Raw genomic sequence first — 15,353 nt, 5'->3', positions numbered from 1 at the left:
TTAGTTGAACACCACGGTCTTGTTGCCGTGGACCAGCACGCGGTCTTCCAGGTGATAGCGCAAGCCACGGGCCAGGACCATCTTCTCGACATCACGGCCGAAACGGACCATGTCGTCGATGCTGTCGCTGTGGCTGACGCGAACCACGTCTTGCTCGATGATAGGACCGGCGTCCAGCTCTTCAGTGACGTAATGGCAAGTGGCGCCGATCAGCTTCACACCACGCAGGGAAGCCTGGTGATAAGGCTTGGCACCCACGAAAGATGGCAGGAAGCTGTGGTGGATATTGATCACCTGCTGGGCATATTCCTGGCACAGCTGCGGCGGCAGGATCTGCATGTAGCGCGCCAGCACCACCACATCGGCACCGTGCGCCTTGACCAGGCGCGACACTTCGGCGAAGGCCGGCTGCTTGTCCTTCGGATCGACCGGGACATGGAAGAACGGGATGCCGTGCCACTCGACCATGCTGCGCAGGTCGTCATGGTTGGAGATTACACAGGGAATCTCGCAGTCGAGCTCCCGGGTGTGCCAGCGGTGCAGCAGGTCGGCCAGGCAATGGGATTCACGGCTGGCCATCAGCACCACACGCTTTTTCTGCTCGGAATCGGTGATCCGCCAATCCATGGAGAATTCTTCAGCGATAGGCGCGAAAGCCTCGCGGAAGGCTTCGATGTCGAACGGCAGGGACTCGGCGCGGATTTCATGGCGCATGAAGAACCAGCCACTCTGCTCATCGGAGTGGTGACTGGCCTCATTGATCCAGCCATTGTAGGACGCCAGGAAATTACTGACTTTGGCCACGATGCCTACGCGGTCGGGGCACGCAATCACCAGTCGGTAGGTGCGCATGAAAAGGACTCCAGAACTTCGCAAAGGCGCACATTCTAGCGAGTAGGCGGAAAAACTGCAGTAACCATCGCCTGTCGCCCGCCTTGCGGTTCCGGTGCCGCGAATCTGGTCCACGAGCGAGCCGCAGGGCACGCCCGACAAAGTTCGCGAGAATTTGTCCTACAGATTATGTAAATTTTTCTTAACCAAAAAATATCTTGTCACCAGTCAGGCAACAGGTTAATTGCCGTTTTAATTGTTTACTTGAGTCTAGTGCCTGACTATTATTGGCCTACTGTCTCTCTGACCTTTTATTCAACAAGGATCGCATTATGTCCCTGATCAACGAGTACCGCGCCACCGAAGAAGCTATCAAGGAACTTCAGGCCCGCCTGGCGAACCTGTCGCAAGACGACAAGCTGAAGAAAGAACTGGAGTTCGAAGGCAAACTGCGCGCGCTGATGGGCGAGTACTCGAAATCCCTGCGTGATGTGATTGCCCTGCTCGACCCGGATGCCAAACTGAGCAAGGCCCCACGCGGCGCAGTTAAAACCACTGGCACCAAGCGCGCGCGCAAGGTCAAGCAATACAAGAACCCGCACAATGGCGAAGTGATTGAAACCAAGGGTGGCAACCACAAAACCCTGAAAGAGTGGAAAGCCAAATGGGGTGGCGATGTGGTTGAAGGCTGGGCGACCCTGCTGGGTTAATCACCTCGTCGTATCACGCGACATCAAGAAAAACGCCAGCTTGCTGGCGTTTTTCTTTTTCAGTGTACTCAGAGTTTCAACTGCACTTTCAATTGCTGGACATGCCGTTGCCAGGCGTCCAGTACCTGGCGCTGGGCCTCGTCCGCCCCGGCCCAACTGCTCTGCCAGGCCTGTTCGAAGTCACCGAGGGTATTCGGCGCCCCCATCAGCGGATCGCTCAGGCGCTGTTGGCAGAAGGTAAGCCAACGTTGTCGCTCTTGTTCATCCAGGGTTTCGATGAAGTTTCGTGCGCGGTAACGGAACAATAGCTCTGGCAAGCGCTCGTCATCGAACATCCATTGCCCCTGGGCCAATTGCCCGGGTTCTACATTACGCACTTGCTCGCACAAGCGACGGTCCCGGTCGCCCAGGAAACCGTCGTACAACTGTTGTTCCGGATCCTCACTGGGCGCGAATTCATCGCCACTGTAAATCACCTTGAGCTTTTCCTGCCAAAGGGCCTGCTGATTAGCCAACTGCTCGGCGCGTGATTGGTACAACGACATATCCACCCCCAGACGCTGTTGGTCTTGAGGGCGCAACACCGACAAGGGAGCCAACACCGGGCAGCGGTTGATATGTACCAACTTCAGCGGCACTGGTAATTGCCCTTCAGACAATTCCTCACGTCGCGTGTACAAACGCTGACGCAACTCATCAGCACTTTCCCGCAATAACGGCAGGTTTTCCAGATGCAAGTCACAAACAATCAGGGCATTGCGGTTGCGTGGATGCCAAGCCAGCGGCAACACCACCCCCAGGTAATTGCGCTCGGCGGAAAAGCGTCCGGAAACATGTACCAGAGGCTGCAACAGGCGGATCTGCTCCATCACTTTGTGCTTGCTGCGCAACTGGAACAGCCAATCATAGAGTTTCGGTTGCTTCTGTCGGATCAGTCGGGCCAGAGCAATGGTCGCCCGCACGTCGGACAGGGCCTCATGGGCATGCCCGTGGTCGATACCGTTGGCCTGGCTGAGCAACTCAAGACGCAGACTCGTGCGCCCATCTTGCTGCGGCCAGACGATGCCCTCCGGACGCAAAGCGTAAGCCGTGCGTACCACATCGATCAGGTCCCAGCGGCTGTTGCCGCCTTGCCACTCCCGGGCGTAGGGATCGAAGAAGTTGCGGTAGAGGCTGTACCGAGTGACCTCGTCGTCGAAACGCAAGGTGTTGTAGCCGGCGCCACAGGTGCCCGGACGTACCAGTTCGGCATGCACTCGGGTCATGAACTCGGCCTCACCCAAGCCCTGGCTGGCCAGTTGCTCGGGGGTGATGCCCGTGACCAAACAGGCCATCGGGTGCGGCAGGATATCGTCGGAAGGACGGCAGTAAAGGCTGATCGGCGCCTCGATCTCGTTGAGCTCGAGATCGGTGCGCACACCCGCGACCTGCAGGGGGCGATCGCAACGTGGGTTGATGCCAGTGGTTTCGTAGTCGTGCCAGAAGATGCTGGAGCTCACGGGGTCTTCCTGTAGAAAGGTCGACCAGAGTCTAGGGCGACTCGCGCTCCAGGGCCAGCCTCACGCCGAGGCGTTCAATGGCCGGAAACTGAAGTAATCGCGCAGGGCACGCACCAGCTCATCGTACTCACGCGGCGCCTGCAACAACATGAACCCCGAGTCGTAGTGCCCAGGCGTCTGATCCTCCCGACACCACAGACAACTGGCGGTCAGGTCGATCACCTGCCAGTTGCCGTCACGCACCGGCACCTTGAGCTGAAGTTCGAAGTCCGGGCCAACCAGTACCGGCAGTTGGCTGATCAGCATCAGGCCGTCTTCGGACACATTGCCCAGGTAGCCAATCGGCCGACCGGTGTAACGGTTGAAGACCCTGAGGAAGAAAGGGAGTTGATGGCGTTCGATGTGGCGCTCGGTAAACATGATCGCACTCGCTGTCCGTACCCGGATGCCAGGAAGACGAGGCGCTGGCGTTGATCGTTACAGTCAAGTAACAGATTAGCCCAGCCCCTCCCTCGCGTCGCAGGTGATCCGCATACTTTAATATTAACGCCAAGGACTGGTGGTCGCTGGCCCCGCCACGGCAGGCCCACCGCTGCGGTAATGGCCCAATTGCTCGAGGGTCTGCAGGCGGGCCTTGGCGCGGTAGGCATACTCGTTCTGCGGGTAGCGCTGGATCAGGTACCGGTAGGTCTGCGCGGCATCCACGTAGAGCTTCTGCCGCTCCAGGCACTGGCCACGCAGCAGCGCTACTTCCGGATGGATGAACGGCCGCGCGCGGCTGGTCCGGTCGACCTGCGACAGCTCGAGCATCACACGCTCGCAATCGCCACGGTCATAGGCGCGGTAGGCATTGTTCAGATGATGGTCCATGGACCAGCGGGTACAGCCGACGACACTGGCCGCCATGGCTAAAACGATCAAGGCTCGCATGGGAATATCTCCTTTACTGAGCAGTGTATCGGCCTCGCCCTGCAAATCTTCACAGGCTTTTGCAAGCGCTGGCGCACGTGCGCGACGGCAGGTCAAACGCCACCCTGTCGCCGTTCAAGGTAGTGCAACGGAACAATGACTACAGCTCAATTGAGGAGTAGCCTTTCGCTGCGCTTCACTATAGGAGTCTGTGCATGACCATCCGCCGTACCAAAATCGTCGCCACCCTGGGCCCCGCCAGCAACTCGCCGGAAGTGATCGAACAGTTGATCCTTGCCGGCCTGGATGTCGCGCGCCTGAACTTCTCCCACGGCACCCCGGACGAGCACAAGTCCCGCGCCCGCCTGATCCGTGAGATCGCCGCCCGTCTCGGCCGCCATGTCGCGCTGCTGGGCGACCTGCAGGGTCCGAAGATCCGCATCGCCAAGTTCAGCAACAAGCGCATCGAGCTCAAGGTCGGTGACAAATTCACCTTCTCCACCGCCCACCCGCTGACCGAAGGCAACCAGGACATCGTCGGCATCGACTACCCCGACCTGGTCAAGGACTGCGGCGTCGGTGACGAACTGCTGCTCGACGACGGCCGCGTGGTCATGCGCGTCGAAACCGCTACTAAAGATGCCCTGCACTGCGTGGTGCTGATCGGCGGCCCGCTGTCGGACCATAAAGGCATCAACCGCAAGGGTGGCGGCCTGACCGCTCCAGCCCTGACCGAGAAAGACAAGGCCGACATCAAGCTGGCCGCGGAAATGGACCTGGACTACCTGGCCGTCTCCTTCCCGCGTGACGCCAGCGACATGGAATACGCGCGCCGCCTGCGCGACGAAGCCGGCGGCAGCGCCTGGCTGGTGGCCAAGATCGAACGCGCCGAAGCCGTGGCCGATGACGAGACCCTCGACGGCCTGATCGCCGCCAGTGACGCGGTCATGGTTGCCCGTGGCGACCTGGGTGTGGAAATCGGCGACGCCGAGCTGATCGCCATCCAGAAGAAGATCATCCAGCACGCCCGCCGCAACAACAAGGCGGTGATCGTTGCGACCCAGATGATGGAGTCGATGATCCAAAACCCGATGCCGACCCGTGCCGAAGTGTCCGACGTGGCCAACGCCGTGCTCGACAACACCGACGCGGTGATGCTGTCGGCCGAGAGCGCCGCCGGTGCCTACCCGATCGAAGCAGTCCAGGCCATGGCCCGCATCTGCCAGGGCGCCGAAAAGCACCCGACCAGCCAGAAGTCCAGCCATCGTCTGCACACCCGCTTCGAGCGCTGCGACGAAAGCATCGCCCTGGCGGCGATGTACACCGCCAACCACTTCCCGGGCGTCAAGGCGATCATCGCCCTCACCGAAAGTGGCTATACCCCGCTGATCATGTCGCGCCTGCGCTCCTCGGTGCCGATCTTTGCCCTGTCGCCACACCGCGCCACCCAGGCCCGGGCCTCGATGTTCCGTGGCGTCTACCCGATCGCCTTCGACCCGGCGGCACTGCCACCGGAGAAGGTCAGCGAAGCAGCCGTCGACGAACTGCTCCAGCGTGGCCTGGTGCAACAAGGTGACTGGGTCATCCTGACCAAGGGCGACAGCTACCACACCATCGGTGGCACCAACGGCATGAAGATCCTGCACGTGGGTGATCCGCTGATCTGAAGCGTCTGACAGACTAGCGCTAAAACTGTAGGAGCGGCGGGCCAACCGCCGCTCCTACACATTCGCTGGCAGCTTTCAAATATGTTCGACAAATACATCGGCAAATAGCTGATTGCGCGGCAACCCGGCGATAAACAGCCTTCGCGCGAACTGCTCGACGCTGCCTGGCGCCCCGCATACCAATGCCACCGTCTGCCGCGATGACAAGCGCAGCCCCGCCAGCGCTTGCTGAAAGTCATCGACCACGACCAGCTCCACGTCCAATCCCGGATAGCGCTCTGCCAGGTCGTTCAGCGTCTCGGCCAGATAATGCTCATGAGCCACATGCATTACCTTGATCGCCCCCTCATGCCCCTGGCGCAACGCCTCTCGCAGAATGCCCCACAACGGCGCCAACCCGGTGCCCGCCGCCAACAACCAGAGCGGGCGTGCCTGCCAGTCCGCGTCGTAATGCAGGGCACCACCCCGCAACTCGCCCAAGCGCAGCTCATCACCGATCTGCAATTGCCTGGCGCCATCGCAGAACGCGCCGGGCCGCCGGCAATCGAGATGAAACTCAAGAAAAGCATCCTCACCCGGCAGGCTGGCCAACGAGTAGGGCCTGGCCACCCCCGCCCCATTCCATAACACCAAATGCTGCCCGACCTGGTAACGCAAGGGACGCCCAGGCTTCAGGCGCAGGCGCAGCACCTCGCCGCTCAGCCAGTCCAGACCGCAGACTTGGGCCGGCAAACCGTCACTCGTCGGATCGAACACGGCCACCCGCAAGTCTTCCTCGACCCGGCACTGGCAGGCCAGGTGCCAGCCCTGCCCACGCTTGTCCGCCGCCAGCGCATCGGGCAAAGCATCGGCCGGCAGCCCCTCGAGGCAGCGCACCAGGCAGGCATGGCAACTGCCGGCCCGGCAGCTATAGGGCACGTTGAAACCTGCCGCGTTGAGGGCATCGAGCAGGTTGCTGCCAGCCGGCACCTCCCAGCAGCGCTCGCCCACACAGAGTTCGGGCATTGGTCTTCTCCACGTTCACTGACCGCCACTGTAGGACCAAAGCCCTTGGCGCAACAGCCAAGGCAGGCAAAAAGAGTGCCCGCCTGCTGCCGACCTTGGTCCAGACCACTCGCAGGTGTGCCAGCCACGGATGCGCGCTATACTGCCGCGCCTTTTTGCGTCGGCCTGACCTGCCGGCGCGCCTTGCAAGGCGTTTCGACAGGCTGGTCGGCCACGTCGGAAGGCCTTTACGAATGTTCCCGTCTTTAAGAGGAGCGCGCTGCATGACCGTGATCAAGCAAGACGACCTGATTCAGAGCGTTGCCGACGCCCTGCAATTCATCTCGTACTACCACCCCGTCGATTTCATCCAGGCGATGCACGAGGCCTATCTGCGTGAAGAGTCGCCCGCTGCGCGTGACTCCATCGCCCAGATCCTGATCAACTCGCGCATGTGCGCCACCGGCCACCGCCCGATCTGCCAGGATACCGGCATCGTCACCGTGTTCGTGCGCGTCGGCATGGACGTGCGCTGGGATGGCGCCACCATGAGCCTGGACGACATGATCAACGAGGGCGTGCGCCGCGCCTACAACCTGCCGGAGAACGTCCTCCGCGCCTCCATCCTGGCCGACCCGGCCGGCAGCCGCAAGAACACCAAGGACAACACCCCGGCGGTGATCCACTACTCCATCGTCCCCGGCGACAAGGTCGAGGTGGACGTCGCGGCCAAGGGCGGCGGTTCGGAGAACAAGTCGAAGATGGTCATGCTCAACCCGTCCGACTCGATCGTCGACTGGGTCCTGAAGACCGTTCCTACCATGGGCGCCGGCTGGTGCCCGCCTGGCATGCTCGGCATCGGCATCGGCGGTACCGCTGAGAAGGCCGCCGTCATGGCCAAGGAAGTGCTGATGGAGTCCATCGACATCCATGAGCTCAAAGCCCGTGGCCCGCAGAACCGCATCGAGGAACTGCGCCTGGAGCTGTTCGAGAAGGTCAACCAACTGGGCATCGGTGCCCAGGGCCTCGGGGGCCTGACCACCGTGCTCGACGTCAAGATCATGGACTACCCGACCCACGCCGCCTCTCTGCCGGTGTGCATGATCCCCAACTGCGCGGCCACCCGCCACGCCCACTTCGTGCTCGATGGCTCTGGCCCGGCCGAACTGGAAGCGCCGTCGCTGGATGCCTACCCGGAGATCGTCTGGGAAGCCGGCCCGTCGGCCCGCCGCGTCGACCTCGACACCCTGACGCCAGAAGAAGTGCAGAGCTGGAAGCCCGGCGAGACCGTCCTGCTCAACGGCAAGATGCTCACCGGCCGCGACGCTGCGCACAAGCGCATGGTCGAGATGCTCAACCGTGGCGAAGAACTGCCGGTAGACCTCAAGGGCCGCTTCATCTACTACGTCGGTCCGGTCGATCCGGTCGGTGACGAAGTGGTCGGCCCAGCTGGCCCGACCACTGCCACGCGCATGGACAAGTTCACCCGCCAGATCCTCGAACAGACCGGCCTGCTGGGCATGATCGGCAAGTCCGAGCGCGGCCCTGCCGCCATCGACGCGATCAAGGACAACAAGGCTGTGTACCTGATGGCCGTCGGCGGAGCTGCCTACCTGGTGGCCCAGGCGATCCGCAAGTCGAAGGTCCTGGCCTTCGCCGAGTTGGGCATGGAAGCGATCTACGAGTTCGAGGTCAAGGACATGCCGGTCACCGTCGCGGTCGACAGCAAGGGCGAATCGGTGCACATCACCGGCCCAGCCCTTTGGCAGAGCAAGATCGCCGAAAGCCTGGCGGTGGAAGTGAAGTAATCGCCATCCCTATGGCGGCATGAAAACGCCCGGCATCTGCCGTAATGCTGTTCACTTAAGACATCTGTCGTAAGGTTTGGGGCCGCTGCGCGCCCATCGCGACACAAGGCCGCTCCCACAAGGCAAGCCCTCTGTGGGAGCGGCCTTGTGTCGCGATGGGCTGCGTAGCAGCCCCACTTGAAGGCACTCCAGCTTAAGTGAACAGCATTACGGCAGATGCCGAGCGTTTTCGTTTGTTGGGGCTCTGCCATCCCATGGTAGGAGGCAGCAAGGCGAGTTCCAGTCAGAGAATCTTCGTCCCCAGCACCTTGAGAAACGCCGCCAACCACGCCGGATGCGCCGGCCAGGCCGGGGCGGTGACCAGGTTGCCCTGGACGTGGGCCTGGTCCACGGGAATTTCCACGTAACGACCACCGGCCAACTGCACTTCCGGCGCACAAGCCGGGTAGGCGCTGCACTCACGTCCCTCCAGCACACCAGCGGCGGCCAGCAGTTGAGCACCGTGACACACGGCGGCGATAGGCTTGCCCGCCTTGTCGATAGCCTTGACCAACGCCAGCACCTGCTCATTCAGGCGCAGGTACTCCGGTGCCCGGCCACCCGGAATCAGCAAGGCGTCATAGCCTTCGGCACGCACCTGCTCGAAATCGAAGTTGAGCACGAAGTTGTGGCCAGGCTTCTCGCTGTAGGTCTGGTCGCCTTCGAAATCATGAATCGCCGTGCGCACCGCCTGGCCCGCTGTCTTGCCCGGGCATACGGCATGAACGGTGTGTCCGACCATCTGCAGGGCCTGGAACGGCACCATCACTTCGTAGTCTTCGACGTAGTCGCCGACCAGCATGAGAATCTTCTTCGCTGCCATGTCACCCACTCCTTTCATTGCCTTGGACAATCACAGCACGATAGACCCCTTTGCCCACTTGGGAAACCAGCCCCCTCAGCTACGGCGCCCAAGCAACAGGACCACCAACCGGTCAAGCAAGCCCCATAGCCGCTGCTTGAACCGACGCCACAGCGGCCGGGCATTCCAGTGGTCGAGGTCGATTTCCAGGCTCTGGGCGAAGTCACGCTCGAAACTGGCGGCCACAGCCGCAGTCAGCGGTGGGTCGAGGGCTTCAAGATTGGCTTCGAGGTTGAAACGCAGGTTCCAGTGGTCGAAGTTGCACGAGCCGATGCTGACCCAATCGTCCACCAGCACCATCTTCAGGTGCAGAAAGCACGGCTGGTACTCGAAGATCTTCACCCCGGCGCGTAGCAAGCGTGGGTAGTAGCGGTGGCCGGCGTAACGCACAGAGGGATGATCGGTGCGCGGCCCGGTCAGCAACAGGCGCACGTCGACACCCCGGGCCGCGGCGCGACGCAGCGAGCGGCGCACGCTCCAGGTCGGCAGAAAGTACGGAGTCGCCAGCCAGATACGCCCGCTGCCGCTGTTCAGGGCACGCACCAATGCGCGCAGGATGTCCCGGTGCTGGCGGGCGTCGGCGTAGGCCACCCGCCCCAAGCCCTGCCCCTGGGTCGGCACCCGTGGCAAGCGCGGCAGACCGAAATCATCGGGAGGGCGCCAAGCCGTGCGGCGGGTGTTGGCATGCCACTGACGATCGAACAGCAGTTGCCAGTCGGTCACCACCGGCCCCTTCATCTGCACCATCACTTCATGCCACTCGCTGAGCTCCTCGCCAGGCGTCCAGAATTCGTCTGTCACCCCCGTACCACCGACTGCGCCCCAACGCTGGTCGACCAGCAGCAACTTGCGATGGTCACGATAAAGATTGCGCAGGCCCCGACGCCAACGCAGGCGGTTATACCAGCGCAGCTCGACACCCGCCGCCCTCAGGCGTTGGCACAAGCCCAGGGCGAAGGCCCGCGAACCGTAGTCGTCGAACAGGCAGCGCACCCGAACGCCACGGCCAGCGGCCTGCTCCAGCGCCTCGACCAAAACCTCGGCGCAAGCACCCGCTTCGACCAGGTAGAGCTCCAGGTCGACCTGCTGCTCGGCGCGCACGATCTGCAAGAGCATGCGCGGAAAGAACGCCGGGCCGTCGATCAGCAGTTCGAATTGGTTGCCATCCCGCCAGGGGAAGACCGGCCCGGCCATTTCAACGGGCGGTGAAGATCAGTACCGCACTCACCGGCACCGACGGGCTGATGGAGGACACGCCAGCGACTTTGCGCAATGTCGCCAAGCCCGGCATCAGGTCGAAGTCTTCGGCGCGCAGCATCAGCGGCTCCAGGGTCACCACCTGGAAGCGTCGCTCATCCAGGCGGGTAGCCAGGAGCAAGGCGTTGTAGCTGTGCTTCTTGCCATGCAAGGTCACCGAAAGCGGCAGGCGCAGTTCGAGCTGGGCACCATTGGCCAGGTCGTTGATCGGCCGCAGATCCAACTGGGCCTGCACCGTGGCCTCCGGGAAGCGCGCGTATTCGAACAGGTCATTGCGCACGCGTTCGTCGCGCAGGGGGATGCCGCTGCTGACCGAATCCATTTCGATCTTCAGCTGGGCGACGCCCTGGCGGTCGACCTTGCCGTGCAGCACCAGGAAGCGGTGCACTTCAGCGGTATTACCATTCTTGCTGGTGACAAAGGACAGGCGCGAAGATTCGCCATCCAGGTGCCAGTTGGCCTGGACCGGGAGGCTCAAGGCCAGCAGGAGGGGGAGCAGAAAACGGGGCAGCTTGAACATGTGGAATCCTGTAAAACAAGACCGTCAACCTTACCCGGCTGCCTTCATGGCAGCAAGCGGCAGCCCTCCCGCACGCCCTCCCAGACCGCCTCGTTGCGCCGCCACAGCCCCTCGGCCAACACATGGCGTGCCTGGGTATCCTCCTCCAGTCGGCTCAAGGGCAGGTACTGGCGCACATAATCACGGCAATAGGTAGCCTCGAAACCCATGACGAAACGGCAGGAGCAGTACTCCTTGGCCGAGTAGGCAGAGAGGATGCCGGGGAAGTCCGTCAGCGCCCGGCGCTCATAGCAACCCCACGCCAGCAGTGCCAACAGCAGCACCAGCAACGCACGCTTCATGGCGCCTCCTGATCCAGCGCAGCCAGCACGCGCTTGAGCAGTTCGTTGTGCTGATAGCGTCCATCACGGTCATCGGCGTAGCGCACGATCACCAGTTTCCGACTGGGCAGTACGTAGAGCGCCTGCCCCCAGTGCCCGAGGGCGGCATAGGTATCGGAAGGGCTGTCAGGCCAAGGCGGTGCTTCACCGGGCAGCGGCTTGTTCAGCCACCAGTGGCCACCAGGATTGGCTTCGCCGGGGAACGCCTCGGCCTGCGCGAACAGGGTGCGGTTGAAGACCACCCACTGCGCGGGCAGCAACTGACGGTCCCGCCAGCGGCCCTCGCGCATCATCAGCAAACCGATGCGCCCCAGGTCACGTGCGCTCAGGTAGAGATAGGAAGAACCGACGAAAGTGCCGTTGCCATCGCGCTCCCACACAGCGCTGTCGATCCCCAGCGGGGTAAATAACGCCTGCCAGGGATAGTCCGGGTAGCGGACCGCATCCAACATCCCACGCAAGGCGGCGGCCAGCAGGTTGCTATCGCCACTGGAATAACGGAAGCGTTCGCCGGGTGGCTGCTCGGCGGCCATGGCCGCCGTGAAGCCAGCCATGTCACTGCGTCCGCGGGTATAGAGCATGGCCACCACCGAGGACTTCAACGGCGCGTATTCGTAATCCTCCTGCCAGGCAAGGCCGCTGGCCCAGTGCAGCAGGTCGACCAGGCGCAGTTGCGGGTGCTTCTGCAAGGGCGGGTAATAGCGCGCCGCCGGGTCCTCCAGGGCAAAGCGTCGCTCGCCATAGGCGACGCCAAGCAAAGTGGCGAGCACGCTTTTGCTGATCGACCAGGTCAGGTGTGGGGTGTCGACGCGGGTTGGCGCCTGGTAGCGCTCATACAGGATGCGCCCGTCACGAATGATCAGTAGCGCATCGGTGCGCACGCCCTGGCGGCCTTCCGCCGCCCGGGGCGCGAAGGCGTAGTCATCCACCGCGCGCCAATCGGCAGTGGCAGGCTCGACCGCCCAGTCCGGGTCAGGCCATGACTCGGCATGAGCCCAGGCAGTGGCCAGCCCCAGGATGCACAACAGTCCACTCGCCCTGCCCATCTGCTGCCCTCTCGTCGTGGATCGGGCCAGCCTGGCACAGGCTCATGACAATCCGGCGCTGGTCCAGGCCTTGGCCAGGCGTTTTTCCCGGGCGGTGCTGGCCAGGTCCAGCACGCCCTGGTCGCGTTGCCACAGGCTCGCCCATTCCTCCGGTCCTGCTGCCAGGGCCTGGTCGATTTCGCCACGCAGGCCCTGGAACTGGGCGAACAGCCCGCCGAGCAACAAGTGGCAGCCAACGCTGTCGGCGCACTGCCGGCTGCCCTCGGCACAGCCGCCAAGCAGGCCCAGCAGACGTAGTTGCAACGCCTGGGGCCAAGCGCATTGCTGGCCGACGCTATAGAGCCAGGCAACCAGGGCAGCTAGGACATAGAGGTCTTCCAGGGAGCGGAAGGGTTTGACGTAGGCATCCCAGCCATCACCGGCCAGCAGTTCGCAAACAGCCTGCTCCAAGTGCAGGTGGGCGTGCCCGACCTCCGGCATCAGCGGCAGGGCCGGCAAGGCCTCCACACGCACGCCAGGTTCGCCCGGGTAGACCACCGCCAAACTCAGCCGTGGGGTTTCGCCCTGCTCTTCGCTGCGCGCCGCCACCAGCAACCATTCGGCCTCCAACCCGGCCGTGACGAAATCCTTGCTCCCTGTCAGGCGCAGCCCATCGAGGCGCACGCCCATATCCGCCGGGCGCACGCTGCGCCGCTCAGTGGCGCACAGCGCGCCGAGGCTGGCCGGGGCGCTGGGCCAGAGCACGCGCAAGGCCGCCTGGTAGCCAATCAGGAAGGCGAGCCCCGGGGTCGGCATGGCGCGCCCACCAAGTACCGCCAGCTCGAATGGGCTGACTGCGCCGAGACGTTCCAGCAGTGCGGCATAGGTCTCACCCAGGCTCGCCGCCAATGGCTGGCGCAGGGGGTCGTTGAGTCGTTGCAACCAGGCCATCGGAGGCTCCTTGGGGTCGCGGATGAACAGGGAACAGGCCTGGGGCCTGTCATACAAGCATCACCAAAGATTCATGGAGGTGACACCGCCTCTACCTAGGCTGACTTTGCACAACAAAGCCGACCGGCCGCAACCCCAATGGCTGGCTTATGGAGACTCGCAATGACTCGGATCGCTCGCTCTGGCGACAACAGCACTGAACGCCGTCTGCAAGCCGAACGCCTGGTCGGCGCCACGGCCCTGCAGGAAGCACAGGCCTTGCGTTTCAAGGTATTCAGCGCCGAATTCAAGGCCAAGCTCAAAGGCGCGGAACAGGGCCTGGACATGGATGACTACGACATCCACTGCCGCCATATTGGCGTACGTGACTTGGCCAGTGGCCAACTGGTCGCCACCACCCGTCTGCTCGATCACCAGGCCGCCAGCAGCCTCGGCCGCTTCTACAGCGAAGAAGAGTTCAGCCTGCACGGTCTCGGCCACCTGCAGGGGCCGATCCTCGAACTGGGGCGCACTTGCGTCGACCCGGCCTACCGCAATGGCGGTACCATCGCCGTGCTCTGGGGCGAACTGGCCGAAGTGCTCAATGAAGGCCGCTACAGCTACCTGATGGGCTGCGCCAGCATTCCCATGCAGGATGGCGGTGTACAGGCCCACGCGATCATGCAGCGCCTGCGCGAACGCTACCTGTGCACCGAACACCTGCGTGCCGAACCGAAAAAGCCGCTACCCACCCTGGCCCTGCCCGGCAATGTCATCGCCGAGATGCCGCCGTTGCTCAAGGCCTACATGCGCCTTGGCGCGAAGATCTGTGGCGAACCCTGCTGGGACGAAGACTTCCAGGTCGCCGACGTGTTCATCCTGCTCAAACGTGATGATCTCTGCCCCCGCTACGCCCGCCACTTCAAGGCGGCGGTCTGATGCCGCGCCTGCGGGTGGTCGCCCGCCTCTCCCGCTTGTTGCTGGTGATCCTCCTGGGCTTGGGCATGGCCTGTGTCTTCAGCCTGGGCGAACGTCTCGGCCTGGGCGCCACGGCTGAACGGCGCCAGCGCTGGACCTGCCTGTTCATGCGCCGCCTGATCCGGGCCCTGCCCTTCGAAGTGCAGGTAATCGGCACGCTGCCGCAACAGCCGATGCTCTGGGTCAGCAACCATGTGTCCTGGACCGATATTCCGCTTCTGGGCATGCTCACCCCGCTGTCATTCCTGTCCAAGGCAGAAGTCCGTCACTGGCCGGTGGCCGGGTGGCTGGCGCTCAAGGCCGGCACCCTGTTCATCCGCCGCGGCGGTGGCGACAGCCAGCAACTGCGCCGGCAGATCCACGCGCAACTGCAGCAGTCACGCCCGCTGCTGATCTTTCCAGAAGGCACCACCACCGACGGGCGCAGCCTGCGGACCTTCCATGGTCGCCTGTTGGCGGGCGCGATCGACCAGGGCACACCGGTACAACCGGTGGCGATCCAGTACCTGCGTGGTGGCCAGCCCGATCCTGTGGCCCCCTTCATTGGCGATGACGATTTGCTCTCGCACCTGATGCGCCTGTTTGCCCAGCCCGCAGGCGAAGTACGGATTTATTTGCTGGCACCGATCCCCAGCCTGGGGCAGGAACGCGCGGCCCTCGCCTTCGAAGCGCAGCGGGCGATCCAGATGGCGTTGTTCGGGGTCGAAGAAATCGAGAAAGCACCGCGTCGTCAGTCCCGCGCCGCCTGACATTGCCCTTGCGGAGCCTGAGACAAGCCCGCTCCTACAGTAATGGTGTTCACTTAAGGCATCTGTCGTATGGTTTGGGGCTGCTGCGCTCCCCATCGCGACACAAGGCCGCTCCCACAGAGGGCTTGCAAACCATAATACATTTACGTATCGGCAAGCCCCTTGTGGGAGCGGCCTTGTGTCGCGATGGGCTGCGTAGCAGCCC

General features: G+C 63.1%; 16 protein-coding genes. 5 read left to right on the top strand and 11 right to left on the bottom strand.

The window, feature by feature from the left end:
* Positions 1 to 852 (bottom strand): formyltetrahydrofolate deformylase, encoded by an 852-nt coding sequence (purU, locus tag ACYU03_RS05480; protein WP_461888670.1) that lies wholly within the window; start codon positions 850 to 852, stop codon positions 1 to 3.
* Positions 853 to 1,163: 311 nt separating this feature from the next.
* Between purU and mvaT the strand changes: the two genes are divergently transcribed.
* Positions 1,164 to 1,541, top strand: coding sequence for a histone-like nucleoid-structuring protein MvaT (mvaT, locus tag ACYU03_RS05475; protein ID WP_461888668.1), 378 nt, complete (start codon positions 1,164 to 1,166; stop codon positions 1,539 to 1,541).
* Between the two features lie 68 nt (positions 1,542 to 1,609).
* On the opposite strand, the gene sbcB is transcribed toward mvaT, so the two are convergent.
* The 3 genes from sbcB to ACYU03_RS05460 all read right to left on the bottom strand — a co-directional run bounded on the left by sbcB (position 1,610) and on the right by ACYU03_RS05460 (position 3,970).
* Positions 1,610 to 3,040: an exodeoxyribonuclease I gene (gene sbcB / locus ACYU03_RS05470; protein ID WP_461888666.1), complete on the bottom strand. Its 1,431-nt coding sequence runs from the start codon at positions 3,038 to 3,040 to the stop codon at positions 1,610 to 1,612.
* A 60-nt stretch (positions 3,041 to 3,100) separates the two neighbouring features.
* Positions 3,101 to 3,460: a PilZ domain-containing protein gene (locus ACYU03_RS05465; protein WP_461888664.1), complete on the bottom strand. Its 360-nt coding sequence runs from the start codon at positions 3,458 to 3,460 to the stop codon at positions 3,101 to 3,103.
* A gap of 123 nt (positions 3,461 to 3,583) precedes the next feature.
* Positions 3,584 to 3,970, bottom strand: coding sequence for a tetratricopeptide repeat protein (locus ACYU03_RS05460; protein ID WP_461888662.1), 387 nt, complete (start codon positions 3,968 to 3,970; stop codon positions 3,584 to 3,586).
* A gap of 194 nt (positions 3,971 to 4,164) precedes the next feature.
* On the opposite strand from ACYU03_RS05460, the gene pyk reads away from it, so the two are divergent.
* The gene (gene pyk / locus ACYU03_RS05455) at positions 4,165 to 5,616 is read left to right on the top strand and encodes a pyruvate kinase (RefSeq protein ID WP_461888660.1); all 1,452 of its coding nucleotides are present in this window, start codon (positions 4,165 to 4,167) and stop codon (positions 5,614 to 5,616) included.
* Positions 5,617 to 5,691: 75 nt separating this feature from the next.
* Here pyk and ACYU03_RS05450 read toward each other — a convergent pair whose 3' ends face one another.
* Positions 5,692 to 6,621 carry an iron-sulfur-binding ferredoxin reductase gene (locus ACYU03_RS05450; protein ID WP_461888658.1) on the bottom strand — a complete coding sequence of 310 codons (930 nt, stop codon included), beginning with the start codon at positions 6,619 to 6,621 and terminating at the stop codon, positions 5,692 to 5,694.
* 263 nt (positions 6,622 to 6,884) lie between these two features.
* Here ACYU03_RS05450 and ACYU03_RS05445 point away from each other — a divergent pair, with 263 nt between their 5' ends.
* A complete protein-coding gene (locus tag ACYU03_RS05445; RefSeq protein ID WP_461888656.1) occupies positions 6,885 to 8,408 on the top strand; it encodes a fumarate hydratase in 1,524 nt (507 codons plus the stop codon).
* A gap of 283 nt (positions 8,409 to 8,691) precedes the next feature.
* Here the strand turns inward: ACYU03_RS05445 and ACYU03_RS05440 are convergent, their stop codons facing one another.
* The 6 genes from ACYU03_RS05440 to ACYU03_RS05415 form a co-directional block, all read right to left on the bottom strand.
* On the bottom strand, positions 8,692 to 9,270 hold the full coding sequence (locus ACYU03_RS05440) for a DJ-1/PfpI family protein (protein ID WP_461888654.1): 579 nt from the start codon (positions 9,268 to 9,270) through the stop codon (positions 8,692 to 8,694).
* A gap of 75 nt (positions 9,271 to 9,345) precedes the next feature.
* A complete protein-coding gene (locus ACYU03_RS05435; protein ID WP_461888652.1) occupies positions 9,346 to 10,503 on the bottom strand; it encodes a phospholipase D-like domain-containing protein in 1,158 nt (385 codons plus the stop codon).
* A 1-nt stretch (position 10,504) separates the two neighbouring features.
* Positions 10,505 to 11,086, bottom strand: a complete 582-nt coding sequence (locus ACYU03_RS05430) for a YceI family protein (protein ID WP_461888650.1) — start codon at positions 11,084 to 11,086, stop codon at positions 10,505 to 10,507.
* A 44-nt stretch (positions 11,087 to 11,130) separates the two neighbouring features.
* Positions 11,131 to 11,427 (bottom strand): amidase, encoded by a 297-nt coding sequence (locus tag ACYU03_RS05425; RefSeq protein WP_461888648.1) that lies wholly within the window; start codon positions 11,425 to 11,427, stop codon positions 11,131 to 11,133.
* The gene (locus ACYU03_RS05420; RefSeq protein WP_461888646.1) at positions 11,424 to 12,512 is read right to left on the bottom strand and encodes a serine hydrolase domain-containing protein; all 1,089 of its coding nucleotides are present in this window, start codon (positions 12,510 to 12,512) and stop codon (positions 11,424 to 11,426) included. The genes ACYU03_RS05425 and ACYU03_RS05420 overlap by 4 nt, the downstream gene beginning before the upstream one ends.
* A 42-nt stretch (positions 12,513 to 12,554) precedes the next feature.
* Positions 12,555 to 13,442 (bottom strand): acyl-CoA dehydrogenase middle domain-containing protein, encoded by an 888-nt coding sequence (locus ACYU03_RS05415; protein WP_461888644.1) that lies wholly within the window; start codon positions 13,440 to 13,442, stop codon positions 12,555 to 12,557.
* Positions 13,443 to 13,604: 162 nt separating this feature from the next.
* Here ACYU03_RS05415 and olsB point away from each other — a divergent pair, with 162 nt between their 5' ends.
* Together olsB and ACYU03_RS05405 are read left to right on the top strand one after the other, a co-directional pair.
* Complete coding sequence (gene olsB / locus ACYU03_RS05410; protein ID WP_461888642.1) at positions 13,605 to 14,360, top strand: L-ornithine N(alpha)-acyltransferase; 756 nt, start codon at positions 13,605 to 13,607, stop codon at positions 14,358 to 14,360.
* Entirely contained in the window at positions 14,360 to 15,148 is a 789-nt protein-coding gene (locus tag ACYU03_RS05405) for a lysophospholipid acyltransferase family protein (RefSeq protein WP_461888640.1), read from the top strand. Before olsB ends, ACYU03_RS05405 begins: the two co-directional genes overlap by 1 nt.
* The last annotated feature ends 205 nt before the right edge of the window (positions 15,149 to 15,353 follow it).

The organism is Pseudomonas sp. X10 (genome assembly GCF_054889225.1).
This window is presented reverse-complemented; position numbering and strand designations above follow the sequence as displayed.

Excerpts from the sequence above, each read along its gene's own strand:
- purU (WP_461888670.1), bottom strand. The coding sequence starts at position 852 with ATGCGCACCTACCGACTGGTGATTGCGTGCCCCGACCGCGTAGGCATC.
- mvaT (WP_461888668.1), top strand. The coding sequence starts at position 1,164 with ATGTCCCTGATCAACGAGTACCGCGCCACCGAAGAAGCTATCAAGGAA.
- ACYU03_RS05465 (WP_461888664.1), bottom strand. The coding sequence starts at position 3,460 with ATGTTTACCGAGCGCCACATCGAACGCCATCAACTCCCTTTCTTCCTC.
- ACYU03_RS05460 (WP_461888662.1), bottom strand. The coding sequence starts at position 3,970 with ATGCGAGCCTTGATCGTTTTAGCCATGGCGGCCAGTGTCGTCGGCTGT.
- pyk (WP_461888660.1), top strand. The coding sequence starts at position 4,165 with ATGACCATCCGCCGTACCAAAATCGTCGCCACCCTGGGCCCCGCCAGC.
- ACYU03_RS05450 (WP_461888658.1), bottom strand. The coding sequence starts at position 6,621 with ATGCCCGAACTCTGTGTGGGCGAGCGCTGCTGGGAGGTGCCGGCTGGC.
- ACYU03_RS05445 (WP_461888656.1), top strand. The coding sequence starts at position 6,885 with ATGACCGTGATCAAGCAAGACGACCTGATTCAGAGCGTTGCCGACGCC.
- ACYU03_RS05440 (WP_461888654.1), bottom strand. The coding sequence starts at position 9,270 with ATGGCAGCGAAGAAGATTCTCATGCTGGTCGGCGACTACGTCGAAGAC.
- ACYU03_RS05435 (WP_461888652.1), bottom strand. The coding sequence starts at position 10,503 with ATGGCCGGGCCGGTCTTCCCCTGGCGGGATGGCAACCAATTCGAACTG.
- ACYU03_RS05430 (WP_461888650.1), bottom strand. The coding sequence starts at position 11,086 with ATGTTCAAGCTGCCCCGTTTTCTGCTCCCCCTCCTGCTGGCCTTGAGC.
- ACYU03_RS05425 (WP_461888648.1), bottom strand. The coding sequence starts at position 11,427 with ATGAAGCGTGCGTTGCTGGTGCTGCTGTTGGCACTGCTGGCGTGGGGT.
- ACYU03_RS05420 (WP_461888646.1), bottom strand. The coding sequence starts at position 12,512 with ATGGGCAGGGCGAGTGGACTGTTGTGCATCCTGGGGCTGGCCACTGCC.
- ACYU03_RS05415 (WP_461888644.1), bottom strand. The coding sequence starts at position 13,442 with ATGGCCTGGTTGCAACGACTCAACGACCCCCTGCGCCAGCCATTGGCG.
- olsB (WP_461888642.1), top strand. The coding sequence starts at position 13,605 with ATGACTCGGATCGCTCGCTCTGGCGACAACAGCACTGAACGCCGTCTG.
- ACYU03_RS05405 (WP_461888640.1), top strand. The coding sequence starts at position 14,360 with ATGCCGCGCCTGCGGGTGGTCGCCCGCCTCTCCCGCTTGTTGCTGGTG.